Genomic DNA, 23,701 nt, shown 5'->3' with positions numbered 1-23,701 from the left:
CACGTCTGCGGCCCGGGCCGGTCCAGGGGCTACTTCGCCAGATCCGCCCTGAGCCGGGTGAGCGTCTTCGAGAGCACGCGGGAGACCTGCACCTGGGAGATCCCGATCTCGCGGGCGATCTCCGACTGGCTCTTGTCGTGGAAGAACCGCAGTGTGAGCATGCGTCGCTCCCGGGGCGGCAGCTGCTCGAGCAGTGGGCGCAGGGCCAGGCGCAGTTCGGACTTGTCCAGCTCGGCGTCGTCGGACGCGATCGTGTCGCCGAGGGAGACGCCGGCGCCCTCGTGGGGCGCCAGCGGGGTGTCCAACGACCGTGTCTGATAGGCGGTCGACGCCGCGAGCGCTTCGATGATCTCGTCGACATCAGCCCCCAGCTCGGTGGCCAGCTCGGTCGCGGTCGGTGATCGGCCCAGCCGCTGGGTGAGCGTCTCGGTGGTCTTGTTGAGGTTGACGCTGAGGTCCTTGAGCCGGCGCGGTACCCGCACCGCCCACGTCCGGTCGCGGAAGTGGCGTCGGACCTCGCCCATGATCGTCGGGACCGCGAACGCGGCGAACTCCCGGCCGCGGCCGGGGTCGAAGCGGTCGACGGCGTTGATCAGACCGAGGCTGGCGACCTGATACAGGTCGTCGAACTCCACGCCGCGATTGGCGAAGCGGCGGGCGATGTTGCGCGCCAGCGGCAGGGCCAGCGCGATGATCCGGTCGCGCAGTGCCGCGGCGCGCTCGTCCTCGGGCGGACAGTTCGCCAGCTCGTCGAAGAGTTCTGCGAGGTCGCGGTCGGCGCCCTGGTGGCCGGCGTGGTGAGCGGCTTCATTCATGCTGACTGCCAAGGATCACAGGGGCTTTCGTGTGCGGACGACGACGGTCGTCTCATTGGCCAGCTGTGAATCCGTGGGGTGCTGGCTCACCGACAGGGTTCCGGCCAGCGCGCGCAGGATGCGCCACTCGAGGCTGCCGTCCTCCGGCCGCCAGTCGGCCGCCGTGGTCGCGGTGATGGCCGCTTCGAAGGTGTGCTCGTCGGCGGTGTAGTGGCAGACGAGTCCGGCGCCCGGCGCCGCCGCCGCGATCAGCAGGGTGCAGATCTGGTCGACTGCGAGCTTGAGGTCCGCAGCCTGGTCGAGCGTGCAGTCGTTGCGCATCGCGACCGCCTCGGTGAGCAACCGGATAATCGGGAGTTGCTCGTGTTGCGCGGGAATCAACAACACGACGGAGCGGCCGTCGTCGACCGCGCTGTGAGGAGGCTGGGCATCAGCCATGGCCTGTACCACTTTTCAACCACACTGTTCGTCGTCGGGTGCGGGGCGGGCGCAGTCGCGCGTCCACTCCAGGGTTACCTGTGTTCCGGTGCCGTCGACACCGGGGTTGATCTCCATCGCGTCGCTGCACGAGCGCATGAGGGTGATGCCGCGGCCGCGGTGCAGGGACGGATCGGCTTCGTCGAGTCGCCAGCGCCCCCGGTCCGTCACGGTGACGACGATCGTTCCCCGCCATGCGTCGTGGGCGGCCCAGAGGTCGAAGGTGCCGACCTCGCCTGCCGGGTAGGCGTGCTCGACCACGTTGACCATCGCCTCGTAGGTGGCCAGCAGGAAGTCGCACGCGTCGTCGGCGGGAAGCCCTGCGTCGGAGGCGAACCGGGACAAAGCGCTGCGCATGGGCGCCAGCCGGCATGCTTCGGCCGGCACCGCCGTGAACGTCACCGCACCCGGGACGATGCGCGAATCGAAGGCACTCTCGTGTTCCGGATCCGCGCGTTCCGGTGGGCATTGTGCCGGCCTCTCCTCGGTGCAGTTCATACCGTGGCCATGGCGGCCTCGACGGTCGCGTGCACATCGAGGGCGTCCGACAGTCCGGTGAGTTCGAGTGGGCGCACGGTCGCCGGCCCCGAGGCCACCACCATGAACCGGCTCCGCTCGTCGAGTTCGCTGCTGCGCATCAGCACGGCCAATCCGGCCGAGGCGAGGAAACCGACCTCCGTCAGATCGACGATCATCACCGACCCGGGATGCCGGGCGATCAATTGCTCCAACTCGTCCTGGAGGCGGGGCGCGGTGACCACGTCGATCTCGCCTGCCGCGTGCAGGATCACGCAGCCGTCGGCCGCCTCGACCGTGAGGGTGAGGTTGGAGTCGTGTCCTGCGTCGGGAGCGTCCATACGACGCAATATACGAGCCGCATCGTCCTGGGTGGTCATGGTTGCGCCCTACCGATCTTGAGTGAGCCTGCTGACAGCGTCGACACCACTGCTCCTGAATTCGTGACAGTTGCTTTCGAGAAGGTGGTGTACCCGCACCGGGCGCGAGTCATACCTGCCGATTCGCGGACCTCCGCCGGAGGACACTCGGGGGCGCCGGCGGGCCGCAATTCGGTCGCGTGGCTGGCTACCCGATTCTGCGAGTTGTAAACAGGCCGAAGCCGTTTGACGTCGCCTGTCGGGGGTCGGTAGATACTTCCACTTCTTCTCCCCGGTCGGCGAGACACGGCGTGCGCGGTACCGGCGAGAGGCTCGGGCGAAGGCCGTGTGCGGTTCGTGCCCCGTCCTGCGTGAATGCCGTCGTCACGCCCTGACGGTTCACGAGCCGTACGGGGTCCGGGGCGGGCTCACCGAGGGCGAACGGCAGCGGGCTCACGACTGGGCAGCGACCGCGTGAAGGTCGACGACGCCCTCTGACCTGCGCCGGAGGATCGGGCATCCAGATGCGTGTATGACCACGGCGGTGGGTGGGTATGTGTCGGTCGAACTGATCCGCAGGCGACGAAGCGCCGCGCGGTGGGGCAGCAGCCGGCTCTCCGCGGAACGTGAAAGGGCGAACAGATGAGTGAATTCAGACCCACCGCCGAGGCGGCGGCCTTCGAGGCCGCGCTCCTGCCGGACGGCGGCGACTTCTCCGTACCGCAGAGCGGGCCGGAGATGGTGATGGATGCGGTCGCCAAAGCCGAGCGCGCGCATATTCGTGACGCCTGCGAGGCGCTCGGAACCCCCTGATCGGCCGACGATCGGGAGGGGGAATTCGCCGGCGCGAATCAGGCCGGATCGAGAACTTTCTGTTGGTGGAACACAAGGAGGTCGGAAATGAGCGTGGGTGACAAGTTCGAGAACAAGGCCGAGGAAGTCAAGGGTCGCGCGAAGGAAGCCGCGGGCTCGGCAACGGGCGATGAGGACTTGAAGAACGAGGGCAAGGCGGATCAGGCCTCGTCCGCGCTCAAGAAGGGCGTGGAGAAGGTCAAGGACAAGGCCAACGAGGTCGCCGAGAAGCTCACCGGCGACAACTGACCCTCCAGGAGTATCGGCCGCACCGGCGCCTTCGCCGGTGCGGCCGACTCGTCTCACTGCGCCGGATCGTCGCCGATCAGATGGCGATGGCTGTGGGTGATGCCGGTCTCGCCGCTGGCGTGGATGTCGTCGGCGAGGGTGGCGCGCAGCGCGGACGGCAACTTCGGGGCGAAGGTGTCCAGGTAGGCGCGGACCCATTCCCGGTGCTCGAGCAGGAACGGCAGATCGGTCGTCATCATGTTGCGCGCCACCAGCATCGACAGTGGAGTGCTCAGCGGCCGGAAGTCTCGGTTCCACAGGCCCTCCTGCGGACAGCCGTCATAGAACTGGCCGAGCATGAACCCGTGCTCGACGAAGCGCGTCTTGTGGCGGGCCTGGGCCGCGTCGATGACCGCGTTGTCGTTCAGCCCCTCGAACACCGTCACCAGCGCGTGCGGGACCTTGCCGGGCCGGCGCCCGGTCAGCGTGACGAACAGTTCGTACATGTCGTCGACAAGGGGAGTCATCGCGTCGTCGTCGTTGTCGGTGTACGGGGAGTTCCGGGAGTCGACGAATGCCGCCCACAGATGCCGGTGCGCGATGGCGGGGGCTGCGAACGGGCACACCGGACCCGGCCGGCCCAGGCCCGGATGCGGGTGGGTGAGGTAGGAGCGCGACCAGGCGACGAACTCGCGCGCGCGGGAGTCCGCCGGAGGATCGGCGAACGGCAGGTTCATCCAGTTGATCCCGGTACGCGGCCCGGTCATCGAGACCGTCATGGCAGCGTGCCGATCGCACGGTCCGGCGCGTCGGCCACCGATGTGACCAGGCGCGCGAGCGCGGCCAGATACCGGTCGGCGGTGTTGTCGTCGAAAAGTTCGGTGGCATAGTCGATGCGGGCATCGACGCGGCTCAGGTCGCCGCCCGCGTCGTGATGCTCGGTGACGGTCAGCGCCAGATCGGACTTGGCGACGCGCAGATCGATCGGGATCTCCTCCACGGTCAGCCCCGCCAGTGTCGGGGCGAAACGGGTCGCAGGCTGGACGATCAGCGTGAGCTGGGCCGGTCGGGGCGCGTCCTCGCCGGCATTCTCGAGCATCGACTCCTGGGTGGTGTCGGGCTGCGCGAACGCGGCGAGATCGCGGCGCCGGACGGCGCCGAGGACGTCGGCGAAGGTGTCGGTGGCGGTGATCGGGGTGCGTAGTTCCAGGGTCCCGGCGAACATGCCGACCAGTCCGGCCAGGCGTGGATCGGCGCGGCCGGCGCAGGGCGTGCCGAGCACGATGTCCTCGACGCCGGTGAGTCCGTGGATCCACATCGTGACCAGCGCGTGGTAGGCCATGAACGCGGTGGCGTCACGGTCGCGGGCCAGGCGCTGCAGTCGGCGGCAGGCGGCGCCGTCGAGGCGGACGCGCACATGCTCGCCGCGGGCGGTGCGGCGCGCGCCGGCGGGCCGATCGGTGGCCAGCGGCGCCGGATCGGCCGATCGGTCAAGGCTGTGGTGGGCGTCCGCAGTGCCGAGATCGCCGCGTGCCGTGCGGCATTCCCACTGCCAGAGCGTGTAGTCGGCGTAGGTGACCGGAAGTGGTGCGAAAGCGGGTGTGCTACCGGCTGTTCGGGCGGCATAGGCGACGGTCAGGTCGGCGGCCAGGGGACGCATCGACCAGCCGTCGGCGACAAGGTGGTGCACGGTCAGCACCAGCACGTGCACGCCGGGGCGCGGGCGCAGCAGGGTGGCCCGCAGGCACGGCCCGGTGGCGATGTCGAATCCGGTGCAGGTCAGTGCGGCGATCGCGGCGGGCACTTCGTCCGGTGAGGTCGGGACCGGGGTCAGGTCGAGCGCGACCTCGCCCACATCCAGCAGTCGCTGCACGGGTTCCCCGGTGGCGGCATCGACGGGGAAGGCGGTGCGCAGCAGTTCGTGGCGGGTGATCACGTCACGCAGTGCGGACGTCAGCGCGCCGACGTCGAGGCACCCGCGCAGCCGCATCGCGAACGGCATGTTGAGTACCGGACTGTCCCGGTCGAGCCGGCTGACCAGCCACAGGGCACGCTGCGGCGGCGCCAGCGGGACGCTCGACGGTCGTGGCCGTGCGCGCAGGACGGGCGCGTCGTGCGGTGACGCGGGGGTGTGATCGAGGTGGCCGGCGAGGTCGGCGACGACCGGATACTCGAAGATGTCGCGAACCCCGACGGTCACCCCGGTGGCGGCGGCCAGCTCGGTGGCGAGGGTGGCGGCGGTCAGCGAGTGCGCGCCGAGCTCGAACAAGTTGTCCGAGCGGCCGATCCGTTCGATCCCGAGCAGTCGTGCCGCCAGGTCCCCGACGATCCGTTCGGTGTCGGTGCGCGCGGGAGTGTGCGTGGGCGACGGCCGGGGCGGGTCGGGCAACCGGTGGCGGTCGAGCTTGCCGGTCGCGGTGGTCGGGAGGCGTTCGATCAGCATCGCGGTGGTGGGCACGAGCGGGGCGGGCAGCAGCGTCCGGGCGTGGGAGAGCGCGGCGGCGGCGAGGTCCGTGACGTGTCCGTCCGTCGGCGGGGTACGCGCGACGAGGTAGGCGGTCAGCCGGTCGCCGGCCGGTCCCGCGGCGAGTGTGACTGCGGCGCCGGTGATATCGGGGTGATCGGTGAGGGCGGCCTCGATCTCGGCGGGCTCGATGCGTACGCCGCGCAGTGTCAGCTGACCGTCGACGCGGCCGTGGTACGTGAGGGTGCCGTCGCGCCGGCGGCGGACGAGATCGCCGGTACGGTACATGCGCGCCCCGCACGCGTAGGGGTTCGCGACGAAAGTGCTTGCGGTGCCGGGACTGTCGTGGGCGTAGCCGCGGGCAAGAGACGGACCGGCCAGGTAGAGCTCGCCGAGGGCATCGTCGGGCAGCAGGTGCAGGCGGCGGTCGAGGACGAGAGCGCCGGTGCCGGGTAGCGGTGTGCCGATACCGGCGGGTCCGGTGGTGTCCAGCGGTTCGGTGTCGGTGGCGACGACGGTCGCCTCGGTGGGGCCATAGCTGTTGATCAGCCGCCGCCCGGGGGCCCAGGCGGCCACCACGGCGGGAGGGCAGGCCTCTCCGCCGGTGACCACCGTCCGCAGGTCGGGCAGGCGCTCGGGCGCGAGGGTCCCGAGGACCGCGGGGGTGGACAGGTAGTGGGTGATGCGCTCGGTGGCCAGCAGTCGCGACAGCGCCGGTCCGCCGACCACCCCGTCGGGCGGCAGGACCAATTCCGCGCCCGCGGCCGCCGCGGCCAGCGGTTCGAGCAGCGCCGCGTCGAACCCGGGCGCGTGGCCGGCGAGCACCCGTGAGCGGTCGGTCACCCGGAACCGGTCGACCACGTGTGCGGCCAGCGCGGCCAGCCCGGCATGCGTGACGGCAACGGGTTTCGGCGTGCCGGTGGTGCCCGAGGTGTAGATCAGATACGCGAGGTTGGCCGGGCGCAGCGGGCGGGCGCGGTCGGCGTCGGCGACCGGATGACCGGGCCGCACCGCGATCGCGGCGACGGTGTCGGGGTCGTCGAGCACCAGCCAGCGCGGACCGTCGGGAAGCGCACCGCGGTGCCGCGCGGTGGTGATGCCGATGCGCGGGCGGGCGTCGGACAGCAGCCACGCGATGCGCGCGACCGGCGCGGCAGGGTCGATCGGCATCCACGCCGCGCCCGTCTGCGCTATCGCCCACAGGGCGGTCACCCCGGCAGGCTCGGACCGGTCGACCGCGACGACCACCACTTCCTCCGGCCCGGCGCCCGCGCCGATCAGTTCCCGCGCCAACCGGGCCGACGTCGACCACAGTTCGCCGTAGGTCAGCGTTCGGTTGTCGTCGCTGATGGCGATCGAGTCCCGATGCGTCGCAGCCGCACTGGTGAGCAGATGTGCTGATGTGTCAGGGGCCGTGCGTGTCTCGGCGCTCGCCGTCGGCGGACGGTGGGGTGCCAGTTGGTGCGCGCGTGTTCCGGGGCCGGCGTGAGCGAGATCGTCGAGCAGGGCCAGCAGGTGTTCGCGATGCGCGAGCAGATCCGTGGGGGAGTGGAGCCGAGGGTTGGCGAGCAGGTCCAGGTGTGCGGGCGCCGAGGCCCCCTGCCGGTAGACGTTGGCCACGAGATCCTCGACGAGGCCGGCGGACAGCACCCGCGTCCCGGTTCGCGCGGCTCCGAAGGTCAGCGGGTCGTCGACAATCATGATGTCGACCAGCGGGCCGATGGCGCCGCGACCGGCCAGCGAACCGGCGTGATCGCGGCGGATGTCCTCGAGCCGGTACAACTGATGGCGCAGTGCACCGGTCACCGCGGACTGCACCCGCGCCACCAGCTCGTCGACCCGCAGATCCGGGTCGACCCGCACCCGCACCGGCACCGTGTTGGCGACCATGCCGGCCGAACGTCGCAACGCGGCGGTGGTCCGGCCGCTGACCGGCAGCGACACCACCACATCCGGCTCGCCGCTCATCCGCGCCAGATGGAGCAGGACCGCGGTGAGGGCGAGCACCGGAACACCGCTCCGGTGGGCGGCGGCGTCCGACAGTGCACGGTCGAGTCGGGTCGGCAGGGCGCCCGCCGCCGTCAGCGGGGACGGCGCGGGCGCGGCGGTCCGTCCGGTCAGCGACGGCACGACGCGCAACCCGGCGAGGCGTTCGGCCCAGTAGCGGCGGTCCCGCACGGCGCGGGGCGCGGCCCGGTAGGCGTTCTGCCAGGCGAGGATCTCCGGGAGCGTGAGGGCCCCGGCGGGTCGCGGCGGGCGGTCGCTCCAGGCGGCGTCGTACAACTCGGCGGCGCGGCGCAGCACGTTCCATGCGCCGACCCCGTCGATGGCGACGTGATGCGCCCGCGCATACCACCAGTACTGCTCGCTGCCGACCTGCATCAGGGTGGACCGGCCGGGAGCGCCCGAGAACAGATCGATCGGCGTGGTCAGGTCGCTGTCGACGAGGGACCGCGCCGCCGCCGTCGGGTCGGCCGCGCCGCGGAGGTCGACCAGGTGCAGCCACCGCGCGTCCGCGTGGTCGACACGTTGCACCACCTGTCCGTCGAGGCGGCCGAACCGCAGGAACGGCGACCCCAACTCGTGTGCGGCGGTCTCCGCGGACCGCTGCAGAGCAGGGATGTCGAGCGGTCCGTCCAGTTCGAGGACCTGGGCGATGCAGATCGGGGTCTGGGGGAGAAGCTGTTGGGCGTGCCAGAGCGCGGTCTGCCCGGCGGACAACGCGAACCACCGCGCCGCGGTGGTTCGGCTGCGCGTGACGGTGTCGTCCGGCGTGGTCATCGCTACTTCATTCTTGTCTCTCGGTCGCCTGCTCGCGGCGTGTCGGGCCGAGAATCGGGTGGAGTCCGCCTCGGGTGGGCGGCTGCCGGTGATCCGGCTCGACAACCGGGCGGCGCCGTACGCCCCGCCACGGCGGCGGCCCTCGCACAGAACCATGGACGCCGCGTGGCCTTGCAGAAGCGGTGGCGGCCGCGGCGGCCGCGCGGTCGTGTCGCGAGGTCGAACAGTTGGTGCACGACCAGGAGTTACCCAGACCTGGGCAGAACAGACATTCGTGTGTGCAGTGGCGGTGTCGGCCGCTGGGCTTCTGTGGCGGTTGTGTCGGACCTCGGGCGTACGGTCGATCACATGTTCGACGAGTTGCGGGATTCGGTGGTCGGCGCGGTGGGGTCACCGGCTGTGCTCACCGATGCGCGGCTGGTTGATGTGATGGTGGGTCTGCATCGGCTCGAGGCGGTGGTCGCGGAGCGCACGTTGGCGTTGATGGCGGAGTTGGGGGTGCGCCGGAACGCGGAGGTGACGGTGGGGTTGCCTTCGGGGTGTTGGTCGTCGTGTGGGGAGGAGTTGGCGGAGTCGGAGGTGTCGGCGGCGTTGACGATGGGTCGGGCGTTCGCCGGCATCCAGATCGCGTTCGGCCTGTCGTTGCGGGAGCGGTTACCGCGGGTGCGTGAGGCGTTGGCTGCGGGTGAGTTGGATGTGTATCGGGCGCGGTTGATCGACAGTGAGACCCGCAATGTCGACGACGAGCATCTGGCCGCGGTGGAATCGGAGGTGCTCGCGCGGGTGCGGGCAGCGGCTGCCGGTGGTGGGGTCGGGTTGACGGGTCGGCGGTTGGCGAACGCGGTGCGCAGGGCGGTCGTGCAGGTCGATCCGGCGGGGGTGCGGGCACGGCGTGTGCGGGCGAAGCGGGAGCGGTTTGTGGGGACCTCGCCGTGTGAGGATGCGATGGTCACGCTGATCGGGAAGCTGACCGCCGACGACGGGCGTATCTTGGAGGGCCGTTTGCGGGAGGTTGCGAACACGGTGTGTCCGCGTGATCCGCGGACGTTCGAGCAGCGTAAGGCCGACGCGCTGATGGTCCTGATTTCCGGGAACAGTCAACTTCCGTGCGTGTGCGGTCGGGTGGATTGCACCCAACCGGCTGCCGATGCGGCCCCGGTGGCGCGCAAGGCACTGGTGCATGTGCTGGTGCGTGAGTCGACCCTGTGTGGTGAGGACGAGGAGCCCGGCTATCTCGACGGCTACGGGGTCATCGATGCGGATCATGCCCGTGACCTCGCGAAGGGCGCGGTCGTGAAGCCGGTGAAGGTTCCTGCTACCGCCGATCCGGCTGGGAGGGCCGGGGAGAGCAGCGAACCCGCGACCGATCCGCCTGGCCGCAGCGCCGCCGACCAGAAGCGCACACAAAGCGCAGCAACACAGCCCGGCCGGCAGGCCGCCGGCGCCTCCCCCGAGCCCGAGCTCGAGTCCGAGCCCGAGCTCGACGGCGACAGCGAGGCTGCGAGCGACGCCGACTACGGAGCCGCAGCTGATGCTGTACCCGACTCTGCACCCGATACTGCTGCACCGCCACCGGATTCGGCACTGCGTTACCGTCCTGAAGCGACGCTCGACACGTGGATGCGAATCGTGTTCGGCACGTGTGCGTGGCCCCACTGCGACGTCCCGGCATGGGACTGCGACCTCGACCACCGGATCCCGTTCGACCACAACAATCCGGCAGCAGGTGGGCCGACCACCGAAGCCAACCTCACCCCGTATTGCCGGCGCCATCACCGGATGAAACACACCGGCCACTGGCGTCAACATCGCCGGCCCGACGGCGACGTCGACTACACCGCGCCGACCGGGCACACGTACCGCCAACCCGGCGGCGGGGCCTTCAACCTGCTCGACATCGACCCCGGCGGTATGAACACCGGTGGCAACGAACGCGGCCCGGTCGAAGACGCCGACGGGGTTGGCGACACCGGCCCGGAGGATGGGCACCTGCGCCGCCGCCACCGGACCCGCGCCCAGAACCGCGCCGCCCGCATCCACACCGAACGCCGCCTCAACCGACAACGCATCGACGACGCCACCGCACGGCGTGAAGACCACCTACGAATCATGTTCGGACACAGCGGTAAAGCCGCAGGAGAGGACAACGACGAGCACCACGAGGACGGCGAGGATGAGCAATGCCCCTACTGACTCCGCAGGGCTGGAGCTCGGATCGGCGCGTCGCAAGCCCGACAGGGGCGCCGCGGCTCAGTCGTCGTGCCCCAGTGCGGGTGTGGCGAGCGAAAACCGACGCATCAGTGGCCGCATCGAATCCAGCTGCGCGCGGAGGGACTGGAAATGGCGTTCGTCGGCGGCGTCGAGTTCGTGCAGCGCGCTGTAGTGCGCGAGCCGGGGAAGCCGTCCGGCCAGCGCCGTACCCCACCGGATGCTGAAGTCGTACACGTCCTCGTCGGCGACGTCATCGTTCTCACCCAGCGTGAGGAGTGCATGGATCTGCTGGTCCAGGACGGCGAAGTCGTCGTCGACGCCGATCGGCCGGCTGCCCGACCCCTCTGTCCGCGCAGTGCTGTCAGAGACGCTCATGCTCTTCTCCGATCCCGGGAGGGTGGTGATCCGTCAAAGTCTGGGTTTTGCGACACCGAGGACGTGGTCCTGGCCTCGGACGGTGAGATAGACCCGGTGCGGGCCGATCGCCATGCCCGAGACCGCGGCATCGCCGAGACGGTCAGCGAGGGAAATCGTGCGGATCACCGGGATCGTGGAGTTCCGGTAGCCGGTGAACGACGCGGACTGCAGCACCACGAGACCCCGATCGGTGGCGGCATAGATGCGGGTGTCGTCGGTGCCGAGGAATCGGATCGGGGCGGGCAGGACTGCGTGCCCGACCACCTGCAATCCGTCGCCGCCGCGCTGCACGTCGACCGCCAGGAGTTCGCGACTGCCGGGCCCGGCGACATAGGTGCGGGTCACCTTCGCGCCGTCGCCGGCGGCCGCCTCTGCAGTCACCGCATATGTGCCCCGTAGCGGCGGGGGTGAGCCCGCACCCTTGTAGTAGCCGATCTCGCCGGGTCCGTACAGGTGGTATTCGACGACGTCGCCGCGGTTGGCCCCGTCGATGGTCGACTTGGCATCGCCCGGCACGTCGGCGGTGGCCAGCGCCGTGCGTCGGTGCAGGTCGACCGGCGTCACATGGGTGCCGTCGACCGAGAGCGCGAGCAGCAACCGGGAGCCGGCGTCCTGGGCCAGATAGGCCGGCGCCGGACCCGCGGTGAGTGTGCCGACCGGGCGGAGCCCGTCGAGGTCGACGACGGCGACACGGCCGGCGCCCGGCTGCGGTACGAACACATGCCGGTCGTCGAGTTCGCTGATCTCGATGTCGCGGCCGGCCCCGAGCGGTGCCGATGTGCGCGTGACAGGTCGCCGCGATCCGTCCGGGTCGGTCACCGTCACCAGGCGATGGTCGTCGGTGAGCGCGACCAGCGCATGCTCGCGATACGACCACGCCGGTGAATTCAACGCTGTGCCCGTGGCGGTGGACACGACCGCCGGATCGGCCTCGAACGAACTTCCGGGCGCGGCGCATCCCGCCACCACCGCGCTTGCGATCGCGGCGGCGGACAACACCAGCCGGACGCGGCCCGCTCCGCCCATGACCCGACCTCCCTCACCGGGTTGCCTTGCGGCGCACGGCCCCGACCTTGCGCCGTGTATCGCCACAGGGGTACCCGCCGGCGCTTGGCTTACACACCGTGCGCGAGACGCACACCGTGCGCGAGACGGCCGGGTTGGGTGGGGCGGGCGTCGGGTATGTCCCCGTGCGGCGACGGTGGTCGCCGCGAGAGGCACCCGATCGACGAGGAGGGAATGCGATGCGGTTCAACCTGGCAGGCCTGATCGGATACACACTGGTGCTGGTCGGGGTGGTGGCCGCGGCGCTGTGGCTGGTCGCGCTCGCCGAGGGGCTCGGCGGATGGAGCGTGATCGCCGGCGTGGTCGCGCTCGTGTGCCTGCTGGCCGGGGGCGGCCTGCTGGTGGCGCTGTTCCTGCGCGGGCCGCGCAGTCCGAAGGTCGCGCGTGCGCGCCGCGACCCGCTCGAGCCGGAGGTGACCGAGGCGGAGGCGCGCGACTACGAGCGCCGCCACCACGACGGCGACCGCCGTCCGGCCCGGATGCCCCGGCCGCGAGGTGCGCGGTGAGCGAGACGAACGAAAACACGGCCCGACACAACCCGAGGTGCGCGCACGCGACCCGGGAGCAGCGGCCCCTGGACCCCGCGTGCACCAACGCCGAACCCGCGCTGCCCACCTCGCGTGGGCCGCTGTCCGAGGCGGTGATCGCGGCGCTCGCCGCCACCCCGGGTACCGAGGGCGCGGTGGCCGCCGGTGCGGTCGGGACGGATCCGCTCGGCGCCGACCATCAGTTGGCGCTGCTGCTCTGTTACGAACTGCACTACATGTCCTTCCACGGGGTCGACCCGCAGTGGGAGTGGGAGCCGGAACTGCTGAGATTGCGCGGCCGGCTCGAGCGGTCGCTGCTCGCGGAACTGCGCGACCGGGTGCGCAGTTCCGCGGACGACGCGATGACCGCGCTCGACGCGATCGACACCGCACCGGCAGGCGGCCGGGGGATCGGGGACCACCTGCTCGGCGGCGGTACGTGGGAGCAGGCATGCGAGTACTTCGTGCACCGGTCGATCTACCAGCTCAAAGAATCCGATCCGTATGCCTGGCTCATTCCCCGTCTGCGCGGCGACGTGAAGGCGGCGCTCGCGGCCGTCGAGTTCGACGAATTCGGGGCGGGCCGCGGCGTCCGGGTCCACGCGCACCTGTTCGAACGACTCCTCGACGCCGCCGGATTGGACCCGACGTACTTCGCCTACCTAGACGCCGTCCCCTCCTCGACACTGCTGGTCGCGAACGTGGCGACCCTGTTCGGGCTGCACCGGTCACTGCGGGGCGCTGCCGTCGGCCACTTCGCGGTCACGGAACTGACCACCGGGCCCGGTGCCCGCAAGCTCGAACGCGCGCTGGACCGGCTGGGCGCGCCCGAGGCGTGCATCGAGTTCTACACCGAGCACGTCGAGGCAGACGCGGTGCACGAGCAGGTGCTCCGCCACGACGTCGTCGCCCCGCTGCTGGCCGCGGAACCGGAACTCGACGCGGACGTCGCGTTCGGCGTCGCCGTCACCGGATTCGTCGAGGACGCCATGGCCGAAGACATCCTGGCCTGCTGGGACGCGGACCGCAGTTCGCTGCTGCGTCCGCTGTGACGATGCGGTACGCGACACACGGTGCGGTACGCGCACACGGTGCCCGCGCCAGAGTGCTGCCGCGTGATACCGCCCCTGACAGCACCCGCTCTTCACCGCGCGGCGGCCTCAGCGGCGCTGCAGGCCGGCCGTCGCGCGCCGATGGCTCGAGTCGCACAGCGGTAGGGTGCCGCTGCGTCGGCAACCGCACAGGGCGACGACGAACCGGTCGCAGCGCACCCACTGTCCGTCGTGCTCGACTTCGATCGGCCCTTCGATCAGCACCGGGCCGCCCGGCACCACCCGCACGCGCCGCGGCCGGGTGCCGGATTCGCCGTCTCGTCCCCTGTGGTCGTGCCCCCTGCGTTCGTGTCCCGTGCCGTCATGTCCCATGTGGGGGACATACCCGGACCGCGCCGGGATCACCCCTCGTTTGGACCTCGATCATGCGGGTAAAGGACAGGCATGCACGCACCGACCGTTCACCGGGTCCGCGACGCCGTCCGGACTCGACCGATCGTGTGTTTCCCGGGCGTCTACCCGCCCCAGGAAGACACGGCGCTGCTCGCCGACGCCATCGGCTCGCTCGGACTGGATCCGGGATTCAGCGCGCTCGACATCTGCACCGGGAGCGGTGCACTGGCCATCGCAGCCGCCCGGGCCGGTGCCGGACATGTTGTGGCGGTGGACCGTTCGCGAATGGCTTTGTTCAATGCGCGGATCAACGCGCGACGCTCGGGAGTCGACTTCCGCGTGCGCAGGGCGGATTTGCGTTCCCTCGACGACCACCGCGGAACCTTCGACTTAGTGGTGAGCAATCCGCCGTACGTCCCCGCGGCTCCGGGCACGGACGGCAAAGGCTGCCCGCCGCGGCACTGCTGGGACGGCGGCCGGTCGGGGCGCCGCCTGCTCGACCCGCTGTGTGAGGCGATGCCGAGGCTGCTGTGTCCGGGCGGCACCTGCCTGCTGGTGCAGTCGGCCTCGGCCGATGTGGACCGCACGATGACGTTGCTGTCCGCCGGCGCGCTGGACGCCCGGGTCGTCGACACCCGGCGGATCCCGTTCGGTCCGGTGATGACCGGACAGTCCGCGTCCCTGTGGGCGCGGGGGCTGGTCCCGACCGGTTGCACAGAAGAGGAGATAGTGGTCGTCGGCGCGCGCCGCCCGGGGCGATCTGCCGCGACAGTCTGAGCGCAGGGCGAGCCGAGCGAGCGCCGATCGTAGTCCTGGTCCTTCGCTCCGGTGATGTGTCCGGTCTCCGTGCCCATCGTTCGTTGCTTCCTCTGTTGGATCGGTTCACGTCCACGATCTGCGAACTTGCCCCGGGCGCGGCGGCACGAAACCCGGGGGCACGTCGGGTGCGGGGGCGGTTTGACGCCTTCGACAGCGGGTAGCCCGGACACGGCAGTCAACCGCCAACGACGAAAGGTGTGACCCGTGGGTGAGAAGAACAGCGGACCCGAGGAAGGCGTCAAGGGCGTCGTCGAGGGCGTCAAGGGCAAGGCGAAGGAAGCGGCGGGCGCCGTGGTCGGCAACGACGAGCTGTCCCGCGAGGGACGCGCGCAGCAGGACAAGGCCGATGCGCAGCGCGAGGCCGCCGGCAAGGAGGCTGCGGCCGAGAAGGCGCGCGGCGAGGCGGAAGCCCAGGAACAGCGCGAGCGCTCGCACCAGTAGCGCCGCGGACGCCGGGCGTTCGTTTCGGGGGCGACCGGCGCGAGGGGACGTGCGGAATTCTTTCCGCACGTCCCCTCCCTGTGTGCCGCCGTGGCAGACGTCGACGAACCAGGCGTGGGCTTCGTCGGCGCTCTCGATCTGTGCGGGCTGCGCCACGTCGCCGTCGGGTGTGATGACTCGTTAGGTCGCCGTTGCCGTTCCTCGGATGGCGACCAGCCCGAACGAGACGGTCCCCTTCCACATGGCTCTCATGGTGGCCTCCTGACGCTCACTTCTTCGGGTGCGGGAGGAACTCCTGCGCCTTCGCCTTGACCCCCACCTTGATGAACTCCCACGCGTCCTCGTCGCCCTTGAGCACCGCGGCGGCGGCCTTCTTCGCCTGATCCAGATCGGCGTGCGGCGGGATCGGCGGCAGGTTCGGGTCGCAGTGCACGTCGAGCACGGTGGGCCGGTCCGCGGCGAAGGCCGCCTCGCAGGCCGCGTCGACCGCGGCCGGATCGTCGACGACGACGCCGTGCAGGCCGAGGCTGCGGGCGAACGCGGCATAGTCGACGTCCGGGAGTTCCTGCGACTCGACGAACTTCGGTGCGCCGCTCATCGCCCGCATCTCCCACGTGACCTGGTTGAGGTCGTCGTTGTGCAGAATCGCGATCGTCAGCCGCGGGTCCGACCATTCGCGCCAGAACCGCTTGATCGTGATCAGTTCGGCCATGCCGTTCATCTGCATCGCCCCGTCGCCGGCGAACGCGAGCACCGGGCGGTCCGGGTGCGCGAACTTCGCGCCGATGGCGTAGGGCACGCCGGGCCCCATGGTGGCGAGGTTGCCCGAGAGCGAGCCGCGCATGCCCGGCCGGAACTTGAGGTTGCGCGCGTACCAGTTCGCCGACGATCCGGAATCGGCGGCGACGATGACGTCGTCGGGCAGCCGGTCCGAGAAGGAGTCGAACAACCGCATCGGGTTGATCGGGTTCGCCTCGAGCATGGCCTGCGCGTGCATTGTCCGCCACCAGCGGTCGACGTTGGACTCGATCGTCTCGCGCCAGGAACGGTCCTGCTTGCGGGTGAGCATCGGCAGCAGGGCCTCGAGCGTGGTACGGGCGTCGCCGACGATGTTGACCTCATAGGGGTAGCGCATGCCGATGAACCGGGGATCGATGTCGATCTGCACGGCCCGGGCCTGGTCGTAGTCGGGCATGAACTGCGTGTACGGGAAGCTCGAACCGACGGTCAGCAGGGTGTCGCAGTCGTTCATCAGCTCGTAGCTGGGCCGGGTGCCGAGCAGCCCGATCGCGCCGGTCACCCACGGGTGCTCGTCGGAGAGCACGTCCTTGCCGAGCAGCGCCTTGGCCGCACCGGCGCCGAGCACGTCCGCGACCTCGCCGATCACATCCGCCGCACCGCGCGCCCCGGAGCCGACGAGCATCGCCACCTTGCTACCGGAGTTGAGCACCTCGGCGGCCCGCTCGAGCGCCGCATGATCGGGCTGCATCTGCGGCAGTTCCATGCCGGTGCTCGACGGCACCATCTTGAACGCGTGCGTGGGCGGACTGTACTCCAGCTCCTGGACGTCGGAGGGGATGATCAGGGCCGTCGGCGCGCGCTGCGACAGCGCGATCCGGATGGCCCGATCGAGGACGTTCGGCAATTGCTCGGGCACCGTGACCATCTGCAGGTATTCGGAGGCGACGTCCTTGTACAGGCTCATCAGGTCGACCTCCTGCTGGTACGACCCGCCCATCGCGCTGCGGTTGGTCTGCCCGACGATCGCGAGCACCGGCACGTGGTCGAGCTTGGCGTCGTACAGACCGTTGAGCAGGTGGATGGCGCCCGGTCCGGAGGTGGCGAAGCAGACCCCGAGCCGGCCGGAGAACTTCGCGTACCCGGTCGCCTCGAAGGCCGCCATCTCCTCGTGGCGGGCCTGCACGAACTTCGGCTTGTTGTCCGCGCGGCCCCAGGCAGCGAGGATCCCGTTGATGCCGTCGCCGGGATAGCTGAACGTCGTGTCGACGCCCCACTCGCGCAGGCGGGCCAGAATGTAGTCGGAAACCTTCTCGCTCATGGGTTATCTCCTGATCTCTTGCGTGCGTTCAGTCGTGCTCGCTGCCGGAGACGAGGTCCTGCGCCGTCAGCGCGGCGAGGGCCATGATCGTCAACGCGGGGTTGGCGCTGCCCTGGGTGGGCAGCACGCTGCCGTCGGTGATGTACAGATTGGGCACCGCGAAGGTGCGGCAGCGCCGGTCGACGACGCCGGTGGCGGGGCCGGCCCCCATCCGGGCACCGCCCACGAGATGGGCGAAACGGTCGATGGTCATGGTGTCGGTCGCCCCGGCCGCCTGCAGGATGTCCTGCATGGTCGTCTCGGCGGCCCGCATCAACTTGCGGTCGTTGTCGCACTGGGAGTAGGTCATCAACGGGACCGGCAGCCCGTGGCGGTCGGTCTCGTCGGTGAGGGTGACCCGGTTCTCCGGCAGGGGCAGGAACTCGCACAATGCGCCGAGACAGGCCCAGTGCACGTAGTCGTTCATGTACCGCCTCAGGTCTGCACCCCAGTGGCCCTGGGCGGCAACATGTTCGGCCCAGGTGATCGGCAGCGGCGACACGGTCTGGATCGAGTAGCCCCGCCGGTACGGCTTGGTCGGGTCGGTCTCGTAGAAGTCCTCGGAACTGACCTCCGGGGGCGGGCCCTTGTACATCCGCACCTCGGCGTCGAACCGGCCGCCGACCTGCGGGGCGCCCTGCACCATCACGTAGCGGCCGACCAGATCGTGGTCGTTGCACAGCCCGTCGGGGAAGCGCGCGGACGTCGAGTTCAGCAGCAGCCGCGGCGTCTCGATGGAGTACCCGGCGACCGCGACGATCCTGGCCCGCTGCAGGTACTCCCGTCCGTCGCGCAGGTACCGCACCCCGGTGGCACGCCCGGTGCGTTGATCGATCTCGACCGCGGTCGCCATGGTGCCGGTGCGGACCTCGGCGCCGTGCGCGAGCGCGTCGGGCACGTGGGTGATGAGCGTGGAGGCCTTGGCGTTGACCTTGCAGCCCTGCAGGCAGTAGCCGCGGTAGATGCAGTGCGGGCGATTGCCGAAGCGGCCGTTGGTGATCGCGACCGGCCCCACCTTCGCGGTGATGCCGAGCCGGTCGGCGCCGCGCAGGAAGACCTCGCCGTTGCCGCTGACCGGATGCGGCCGATGCGGATACCGGTGCGGCTCACCCCACGGCCACGGGTCGCCGGAGGCGGGCAACTCCCGCTCGATCTGCTCGTAGTGGGGACGCAGATCGGCATAGTCGAGGGGCCAGTCCACACCGACCCCGTCCGCGGACGCGATGTGGAAGTCGCTGGGATGCAGGCGCGGGACGAAACCGGCGAAGTGGACCGTCGAACCGCCCACCCCGGTACCGGAGTTGTTCGCGCCCAACGGGACCGGGTCGGACCCGTCGATCTGTCGCGGATCGGTCCAGTACAGGTCGCCGGATCCGGCCTCGTCGCTGACCCAGTCCTGCTCCGGGTCCCAGAAGGGCCCCGCCTCGAGTGCCGCGACGCGCCAGCCCGCGCGGGCCAGGCGCTGCAACAGGGTGGCTCCGCCGGCTCCGCAGCCGATGACCACCAGGTCCAGCTCGTCCTCGGGGGCGAAGGTGCGCATCCGGGTGCGCAGCGGATGCGTCGCGGTGAAGCCGCTACGGTCGAGCAGCCACGCCGACGCGTTGCGGGAACGGACGTCGGAGTCGGCCGCGCCGGCGCCGATCACGGGGCCGCTCCGTCGCCGGTCTCGGCGGGATCGAGGCCGGGACGGGCATCGGCGACCTCGATGCCCTCGCGGGCGTCGATGCCCAGGTTCTTGTAGCCGCGTGGATACGCGGGCCCGGGGAAACCCATGGCGTTCCAGGCTTGCGGGTGCGAATACAGTGCCGCGAGCGCGTACCGCATCCACAGATTCCACGCGTGGGCCCCGGGCAGGCCGTGCCAGTCGTCCGACTCGTGCACCTTGCGGAGTATGGCGGTCTGGTCGGCCGACGGGCAGTCCGCGAAGTCGCGTCGGTTCACGCCGCGGGCGTCGTCGTCGAGCGCGTCGAGGGTGCGCAGCCAGGCGGGCGGATCCTGCGGCATGTCGCGGTAGTGCCAGCCGTCTGTCGCGTCGGCCGCCAGACGGCGCTCGATCAGCGGCATGACCGGGACACGGTGCCCGTCGTCCTGGTCGAGCAACCGATCCAGCAGCGCCTGCGCGGTCGCGCGCCGGTGGTCGTCGAAGAAGTCGGGACCCTCGTCGTCCGGCGCGCCGACGCGCGAGCGGATGGCCTCGACGGTCGCGCGGTCCCAGGTGCGGGCCGCCGAGAGCGCGTCGAAACCGGGGAAGCGGATGGGTTGCGCGCTCACTAGGGCACCTCCGCCGGGGCGCCGTCCCACAGCGACGCCTCCCGCCGCAGCACGGACGCGAGCAGGCCCATGCCGCCCACCAGGGTCACCAGCAGCGGCGCGAGCAGCGGCGGGCCCATCTCCATGTTGTAGCGGAAGTTGCGCCAGCCGCCGGGCTTGTGCGCGATACCGCGGCCGTGTAGGTACACGCCCTGCGCACCGTTGGCGACGATGACGGCGGAACAGACCGGCAGCATCGTGCGCGCCATCCGCTCGCTGCGGTACCCGGCCACCCCGGCGGCCGCGCCGACCGGACCGAGCCAGACCGGCCACCACATGACCTTGTTGCCGAAACTGGCGGAGTCGTGTTCGAAGTAGATCTCGGTCGCGGTGACGACCGCACCGATCCCGGTGAACAAGGACAGTGCCCGTTCGAACCTGCCCTCGCGCACGTTCGCCACCATCGCGCGCACGCCCATGCGGGCCTCCTCTCGCGAATTGGAGTCATGGCTCTCATACCCGCTACGCGGTCGCTCACACCTCCGGGATGTCAACGGCGTGGACGGCGGCGGCCGAGCCGGTGGAGAGTCGAGGGCGTCTGGCGCGGTCGGTCGTGAGCCCCCGCCGGGCTGTGCAGTGCGGTCATCCACCGCGGCGCCCACCAGTTGAACCGACCCATCAGCTGCATCAACGCCGGAACCAGGACGCCACGTATCAGCGTCGCGTCGGCGAGGACCGTGATCGTCAGGCCCAACCCGAACAACTGGATGAACGAGACCTGAGACGCGACCATCGAGAAGAAGACCACAGCCATCAGCGCGGCGGCGGCGGTGATGATCCGTCCGGTGCGGGCCACGCCGAGCGCGACGGCACGCGAGTTGTCCGCCGTGCCGCGACCGGATCGCATCCACTCGCCGCGGATGCGCGAGAGCAGGAACACCTCGTAGTCCATCGACATCCCGAAGGCGATGCAGAACATCAGGATCGGTATCGACGGGATCAAGAATCCGGTGGGGGTGAATCCGAGCAGCCCGCCGAGGTGACCGTACTGGAAGGCCCACACCATCGCGCCGAAGGCGGCAGAGAGCGAAAGTGCATTGATCACAAGTGCTTTGAGCGGCAGGACCACGCTGCCGGTGAACCAGTAGAGCACCAGGAAGGTCGCGAGCGCGATCAAGGCGAGCGCCAGCGGCAGCTTCGCCTCCAACGCAGCGGTTGCATCCTCGTTCTGTGCGGCCGCACCGGTGAACAGCACCGGCGCGGGGCTCGGAACCGCTCGGAGGTCGGCGAGTTGGTCGGCGCCCGTCGCGGAGAACGGGTCGACGTCGGATTCGATGGTCAGGAATGTGCTCGACCCGTCACGCGTCCCGGGTGCCGCCGACCCGATCCGGAGACCGGAAACGAAGGTGCCGGCGCTGGAGCGGACCGCGCCCACACCGTCCACGTCGGACAAGCCGACCGCGTAGTCGCCGAGGGAGCCCGGCCCACCGCGGAAGTCCGGCAGCACGGCAACGACCGTCGAGGTCGCGTTCTGGGCGTAGTCCGATCGCAACACGTCCCCGACCTGCCGGCTCGCGGAGCCGTCGGTGATGACCCGGTCGTCGGCGGCACCGAACCGGACCGACAGGAACGGCGCTCCGAGGGCGAGCAGCAGTGCGATGACGACGACCGCGACCGGCGCCGCGTGCCGCATCACCGAGGTCACCAACCGAAACCACAGTGTGCGCTCCGGCTCGACAGGCGAGCGCGGCGGCCGTCCGAGTCGGCGCCGCAACAGTTCTCGCACGTCGAGTGCGTCGACGCGCCGGCCCATCAGGGTCAGGGCTGCCGGCAGGATCAGGATCGACGCCAGCGATGCGGTCGCGACGACGGCCAGGCCCGCGTAGGCGAAGGACTTCAGGAAGTACTGCGGGAACACCACCAGGGCAGCGAGCGACAGGGCGACGGTCAGCGCCGAGAACAGCACCGTGCGGCCGGCCGTCTGCACCGTGCGCAGCACCGCCGGTACCGGGTCGAGGCCACGACCGAGTTCCTCACGGAATCTGCTGACGATGAAGAGGCTGTAGTCGATGGCCAGCGCGAGCCCGAGCGCCGTGGTCATGTTCAGCGCGTAGACGGACACATCGGTGACGAGCGTCAATGTGCGCAGCAGCGCCAGCGTGGAGACGATGGAGAAGACGCCGATCGCCAACGGCAGCAGCGCCGCGACCACACTGCCGAACACCCAGATCAGCAGCAACGCGGTCAGTGGCAGCGCGATGGCCTCCGCGACCGCAAGATCGGCGGTGATCCGGTCGTTGATCTCGTGCTCGACGGCCGCGAAACCACCAGCACGGACGGTGATCCCGTCGCGGCTGCCGGTCAGCCGATCGGCGATCACACCGGCGCGATCGGGTGCGTCGGTGTCGTCGCCGGCGACCCTGGCGGTGATGATCGCGCTCATCGAGTCCTTGCTGCGCAGGGCCGGAGCGACATCCGGCGGGGCGGACCAGTAGGACTCGACGGCGCCGACGTGGGGTTCGTGCGACAACTCGGCGGCGACCCGATCTCCGGCGGCGCGCGCCGCGCCGGTGTCGACACCATGGTCGGTGGTGACCAACAGCACCAGATTCGGCTCGCCCCCGTGGAACCGCTCGGCCAGCAGCTGCGATGCCCGAGTCGACTCCGCGTCGGCGGCGGTGAAGCCGCCCGCCTTCAGGTGCGAGGACGCCGACGCGCCGAACACCACCGCCAGCGCCGCGATCACGAGAGCGCCCGCCAACACGACACGTGGGTGGCGCGTGACCGCCGCGGCGAGCCTGGTCAGCAGCGACGTCACACGAAGGCGAACTCGTCTCCGGCGTGGAACCGCGCCAATGATTCCGAGACGGACCGACGTGAGGGCGGGTGGAAGGCGAGCGCATGGACGGCCGCCGCGAGGTAGCCGATGTCGGAGGACTTGATGAACGCGATGCCACCGAGGGACTCGATCGCCGTCGCCGAGGCGCGCACGAGTGCGTCCCGGATGGCGATCCTGCACAGCAACAGTCGCACGGAGATGTCCTGACCGCGCTCGCCCTCGTCGACCGCACGGGCGATGTTCTCGATGGCGCTCACACCGGTCTCGATGTCGGCGGCGGCTCGGACGTAGCCCTCGTAGTCGGCCTTGCCGGCCGCCAGCAGCCGCTCGAGCAACGAGCTCGCCGCACCCAGGTAGTTCGCGGTGATGAGCATGCCGAACCACAGGTATCCGGTCATCTCATGGCGGCCGTCGGGGTCGTCGGCACCGTTGAGCAGCACCAGATCCGCGGGCACCTCGACGTTCTCGAGGTGGACCTCGTCGCTTTCCGCCCCGGCCAGGATCGACGTCTCCCAGAACTGCCGCACCGTGATCCCGGGGGTCTGGGCGGGGATGAGGGCGATCCCGCGCTCGCCGTTGTCGATCTGCACGCTGGCGGTCAGCAGGTCCATCGACCCGGACAGGCTGCACGGCTTCTTGCTGCCGTTGACGACGTAGACGTCGCCGTTACGTGTCGCACGCATCGTGGGGATGAACACGCTGCCACCGGGCGCGCCCTCGGAGAACCCGGACGCCACCAGCGCCCGCTGCTCCACGAGCCCCTTGAGGAGTGCGCGGTCGTCGTCGGTGCCCTCCTGCGCGAACTCGTTGAGCGTTGCGAGCGACAGGTGGTGCATCGTGGTCGCCGCGCCGAGCGAGGGCGACCGGCTCCCGATCGCGCGCTGCACGCGCACCGCATCCAGTGCGGACGCGCCGAGTCCCCCGGACGCGACAGGGATCGTCAACCCGGCGCCGCCGGCGTCCCGGAACCGCCCGATCGCGTCGCTGCCCCGGCGTTCCATCTCCAACAGCGGCGTCTCGTCCAGGTAGGACACGAGCTCGGGCAGGAAAGACTGCAACGCTGCGCGTTCACGGGCCATCAGCATGGTCGTCACACT

At 70.4% G+C, this 23,701-nt stretch carries 24 protein-coding genes; 8 read left to right on the top strand and 16 right to left on the bottom strand.

The genetic code is table 11. The features are described from left to right. Positions 1-29 precede the first annotated feature (29 nt). The 4 genes from G4X40_RS12070 to G4X40_RS12055 all read right to left on the bottom strand — a co-directional run bounded on the left by G4X40_RS12070 (position 30) and on the right by G4X40_RS12055 (position 2,188). Positions 30-815 (bottom strand): RNA polymerase sigma factor SigF, encoded by a 786-nt coding sequence (locus tag G4X40_RS12070; protein ID WP_277832766.1) that lies wholly within the window; start codon positions 813-815, stop codon positions 30-32. 15 nt (positions 816-830) lie between these two features. Then, on the bottom strand, positions 831-1,253 hold the full coding sequence (locus G4X40_RS12065; protein ID WP_277832764.1) for an ATP-binding protein: 423 nt from the start codon (positions 1,251-1,253) through the stop codon (positions 831-833). Between the two features lie 15 nt (positions 1,254-1,268). After that, on the bottom strand, positions 1,269-1,679 hold the full coding sequence (locus tag G4X40_RS12060) for an ATP-binding protein (protein WP_277832762.1): 411 nt from the start codon (positions 1,677-1,679) through the stop codon (positions 1,269-1,271). A 107-nt stretch (positions 1,680-1,786) separates the two neighbouring features. Further along, positions 1,787-2,188: an anti-sigma factor antagonist gene (locus G4X40_RS12055; protein ID WP_277832761.1), complete on the bottom strand. Its 402-nt coding sequence runs from the start codon at positions 2,186-2,188 to the stop codon at positions 1,787-1,789. 235 nt (positions 2,189-2,423) lie between these two features. Between G4X40_RS12055 and G4X40_RS22965 the strand changes: the two genes are divergently transcribed. From G4X40_RS22965 to G4X40_RS12040, 3 genes are all read left to right on the top strand, one after another. Continuing rightward, complete coding sequence (locus G4X40_RS22965) at positions 2,424-2,645, top strand: WhiB family transcriptional regulator (RefSeq protein WP_408642199.1); 222 nt, start codon at positions 2,424-2,426, stop codon at positions 2,643-2,645. A 164-nt stretch (positions 2,646-2,809) separates the two neighbouring features. Further along, entirely contained in the window at positions 2,810-2,980 is a 171-nt protein-coding gene (locus G4X40_RS12045; protein WP_277832760.1) for a hypothetical protein, read from the top strand. Between the two features lie 87 nt (positions 2,981-3,067). Beyond that, complete coding sequence (locus G4X40_RS12040; RefSeq protein WP_277832758.1) at positions 3,068-3,268, top strand: CsbD family protein; 201 nt, start codon at positions 3,068-3,070, stop codon at positions 3,266-3,268. 53 nt (positions 3,269-3,321) lie between these two features. On the opposite strand, the gene G4X40_RS12035 is transcribed toward G4X40_RS12040, so the two are convergent. The 3 genes from G4X40_RS12035 to G4X40_RS12025 form a co-directional block, all read right to left on the bottom strand. Further along, positions 3,322-4,014: a DUF6875 domain-containing protein gene (locus G4X40_RS12035; protein WP_277832756.1), complete on the bottom strand. Its 693-nt coding sequence runs from the start codon at positions 4,012-4,014 to the stop codon at positions 3,322-3,324. A gap of 8 nt (positions 4,015-4,022) precedes the next feature. Beyond that, positions 4,023-8,492 carry an amino acid adenylation domain-containing protein gene (locus G4X40_RS12030; protein WP_277832754.1) on the bottom strand — a complete coding sequence of 1,490 codons (4,470 nt, stop codon included), beginning with the start codon at positions 8,490-8,492 and terminating at the stop codon, positions 4,023-4,025. 344 nt (positions 8,493-8,836) lie between these two features. Further along, entirely contained in the window at positions 8,837-9,112 is a 276-nt protein-coding gene (locus G4X40_RS12025) for a hypothetical protein (protein WP_277833109.1), read from the bottom strand. Here G4X40_RS12025 and G4X40_RS12020 point away from each other — a divergent pair. After that, entirely contained in the window at positions 9,009-10,685 is a 1,677-nt protein-coding gene (locus G4X40_RS12020) for an HNH endonuclease signature motif containing protein (protein ID WP_277833079.1), read from the top strand. The genes G4X40_RS12025 and G4X40_RS12020 overlap by 104 nt on opposite strands. Positions 10,686-10,742: 57 nt before the next feature. On the opposite strand, the gene G4X40_RS12015 is transcribed toward G4X40_RS12020, so the two are convergent. Together G4X40_RS12015 and G4X40_RS12010 are read right to left on the bottom strand one after the other, a co-directional pair. Then, the gene (locus G4X40_RS12015; RefSeq protein ID WP_277832753.1) at positions 10,743-11,078 is read right to left on the bottom strand and encodes a hypothetical protein; all 336 of its coding nucleotides are present in this window, start codon (positions 11,076-11,078) and stop codon (positions 10,743-10,745) included. 33 nt (positions 11,079-11,111) lie between these two features. Then, on the bottom strand, positions 11,112-12,146 hold the full coding sequence (locus G4X40_RS12010) for a YncE family protein (protein ID WP_277832751.1): 1,035 nt from the start codon (positions 12,144-12,146) through the stop codon (positions 11,112-11,114). Between the two features lie 218 nt (positions 12,147-12,364). Between G4X40_RS12010 and G4X40_RS12005 the strand changes: the two genes are divergently transcribed. Then, positions 12,365-12,691, top strand: coding sequence for a hypothetical protein (locus G4X40_RS12005; RefSeq protein WP_277832749.1), 327 nt, complete (start codon positions 12,365-12,367; stop codon positions 12,689-12,691). Positions 12,692-12,759: 68 nt separating this feature from the next. Then, the gene (locus G4X40_RS12000; RefSeq protein WP_277833078.1) at positions 12,760-13,764 is read left to right on the top strand and encodes an iron-containing redox enzyme family protein; all 1,005 of its coding nucleotides are present in this window, start codon (positions 12,760-12,762) and stop codon (positions 13,762-13,764) included. A 108-nt stretch (positions 13,765-13,872) separates the two neighbouring features. On the opposite strand, the gene G4X40_RS11995 is transcribed toward G4X40_RS12000, so the two are convergent. Then, entirely contained in the window at positions 13,873-14,136 is a 264-nt protein-coding gene (locus G4X40_RS11995) for a CDGSH iron-sulfur domain-containing protein (protein ID WP_277832747.1), read from the bottom strand. 72 nt (positions 14,137-14,208) lie between these two features. On the opposite strand from G4X40_RS11995, the gene G4X40_RS11990 reads away from it, so the two are divergent. Both G4X40_RS11990 and mbp1 read left to right on the top strand, forming a co-directional pair. Continuing rightward, on the top strand, positions 14,209-14,934 hold the full coding sequence (locus G4X40_RS11990; RefSeq protein ID WP_277832745.1) for a HemK2/MTQ2 family protein methyltransferase: 726 nt from the start codon (positions 14,209-14,211) through the stop codon (positions 14,932-14,934). Between the two features lie 246 nt (positions 14,935-15,180). Then, positions 15,181-15,417, top strand: a complete 237-nt coding sequence (gene mbp1, locus G4X40_RS11985) for a microaggregate-binding protein 1 (RefSeq protein WP_277832744.1) — start codon at positions 15,181-15,183, stop codon at positions 15,415-15,417. Positions 15,418-15,685: 268 nt separating this feature from the next. Here the strand turns inward: mbp1 and G4X40_RS11980 are convergent, their stop codons facing one another. The 6 genes from G4X40_RS11980 to G4X40_RS11955 all read right to left on the bottom strand — a co-directional run bounded on the left by G4X40_RS11980 (position 15,686) and on the right by G4X40_RS11955 (position 23,689). Continuing rightward, complete coding sequence (locus G4X40_RS11980; RefSeq protein WP_277832743.1) at positions 15,686-17,476, bottom strand: thiamine pyrophosphate-requiring protein; 1,791 nt, start codon at positions 17,474-17,476, stop codon at positions 15,686-15,688. A gap of 28 nt (positions 17,477-17,504) precedes the next feature. Continuing rightward, positions 17,505-19,055, bottom strand: coding sequence for a GMC family oxidoreductase (locus G4X40_RS11975; protein WP_277833077.1), 1,551 nt, complete (start codon positions 19,053-19,055; stop codon positions 17,505-17,507). A gap of 101 nt (positions 19,056-19,156) precedes the next feature. Further along, the gene (locus tag G4X40_RS11970) at positions 19,157-19,786 is read right to left on the bottom strand and encodes a gluconate 2-dehydrogenase subunit 3 family protein (protein WP_277832742.1); all 630 of its coding nucleotides are present in this window, start codon (positions 19,784-19,786) and stop codon (positions 19,157-19,159) included. After that, the gene (locus G4X40_RS11965) at positions 19,786-20,244 is read right to left on the bottom strand and encodes a hypothetical protein (protein WP_277832740.1); all 459 of its coding nucleotides are present in this window, start codon (positions 20,242-20,244) and stop codon (positions 19,786-19,788) included. Before G4X40_RS11965 ends, G4X40_RS11970 begins: the two co-directional genes overlap by 1 nt. 71 nt (positions 20,245-20,315) lie before the next feature. Continuing rightward, the gene (locus G4X40_RS11960; protein ID WP_277832739.1) at positions 20,316-22,583 is read right to left on the bottom strand and encodes an MMPL family transporter; all 2,268 of its coding nucleotides are present in this window, start codon (positions 22,581-22,583) and stop codon (positions 20,316-20,318) included. Next, positions 22,580-23,689: an acyl-CoA dehydrogenase family protein gene (locus tag G4X40_RS11955; RefSeq protein WP_277833076.1), complete on the bottom strand. Its 1,110-nt coding sequence runs from the start codon at positions 23,687-23,689 to the stop codon at positions 22,580-22,582. Before G4X40_RS11955 ends, G4X40_RS11960 begins: the two co-directional genes overlap by 4 nt. Positions 23,690-23,701 lie beyond the last annotated feature (12 nt).

It is taken from the genome of Speluncibacter jeojiensis, assembly GCF_029589495.1.
Classification (GTDB): Bacteria; Actinomycetota; Actinomycetes; order Mycobacteriales; family Mycobacteriaceae; genus Speluncibacter; species Speluncibacter jeojiensis.
The sequence above is the reverse complement of the archived record's forward strand: the minus strand, read 5'-3'. Positions and strand labels throughout refer to the sequence as shown.

Bases quoted from the DNA above. Each gene is read 5' to 3' on its own strand.
- G4X40_RS12070 (WP_277832766.1), bottom strand. From the start codon at position 815: ATGAATGAAGCCGCTCACCACGCCGGCCACCAGGGCGCCGACCGCGAC.
- G4X40_RS12065 (WP_277832764.1), bottom strand. From the start codon at position 1,253: ATGGCTGATGCCCAGCCTCCTCACAGCGCGGTCGACGACGGCCGCTCC.
- G4X40_RS12055 (WP_277832761.1), bottom strand. From the start codon at position 2,188: ATGACCACCCAGGACGATGCGGCTCGTATATTGCGTCGTATGGACGCT.
- G4X40_RS12045 (WP_277832760.1), top strand. From the start codon at position 2,810: ATGAGTGAATTCAGACCCACCGCCGAGGCGGCGGCCTTCGAGGCCGCG.
- G4X40_RS12040 (WP_277832758.1), top strand. From the start codon at position 3,068: ATGAGCGTGGGTGACAAGTTCGAGAACAAGGCCGAGGAAGTCAAGGGT.
- G4X40_RS12035 (WP_277832756.1), bottom strand. From the start codon at position 4,014: ATGACCGGGCCGCGTACCGGGATCAACTGGATGAACCTGCCGTTCGCC.
- G4X40_RS12030 (WP_277832754.1), bottom strand. From the start codon at position 8,492: ATGACCACGCCGGACGACACCGTCACGCGCAGCCGAACCACCGCGGCG.
- G4X40_RS12025 (WP_277833109.1), bottom strand. From the start codon at position 9,112: ATGCCGGCGAACGCCCGACCCATCGTCAACGCCGCCGACACCTCCGAC.
- G4X40_RS12015 (WP_277832753.1), bottom strand. From the start codon at position 11,078: ATGAGCGTCTCTGACAGCACTGCGCGGACAGAGGGGTCGGGCAGCCGG.
- G4X40_RS12010 (WP_277832751.1), bottom strand. From the start codon at position 12,146: ATGGGCGGAGCGGGCCGCGTCCGGCTGGTGTTGTCCGCCGCCGCGATC.
- G4X40_RS12005 (WP_277832749.1), top strand. From the start codon at position 12,365: ATGCGGTTCAACCTGGCAGGCCTGATCGGATACACACTGGTGCTGGTC.
- G4X40_RS11995 (WP_277832747.1), bottom strand. From the start codon at position 14,136: ATGGGACATGACGGCACGGGACACGAACGCAGGGGGCACGACCACAGG.
- G4X40_RS11990 (WP_277832745.1), top strand. From the start codon at position 14,209: ATGCACGCACCGACCGTTCACCGGGTCCGCGACGCCGTCCGGACTCGA.
- G4X40_RS11980 (WP_277832743.1), bottom strand. From the start codon at position 17,476: ATGAGCGAGAAGGTTTCCGACTACATTCTGGCCCGCCTGCGCGAGTGG.
- G4X40_RS11975 (WP_277833077.1), bottom strand. From the start codon at position 19,055: ATGCGCACCTTCGCCCCCGAGGACGAGCTGGACCTGGTGGTCATCGGC.
- G4X40_RS11965 (WP_277832740.1), bottom strand. From the start codon at position 20,244: ATGGGCGTGCGCGCGATGGTGGCGAACGTGCGCGAGGGCAGGTTCGAA.
- G4X40_RS11955 (WP_277833076.1), bottom strand. From the start codon at position 23,689: ATGCTGATGGCCCGTGAACGCGCAGCGTTGCAGTCTTTCCTGCCCGAG.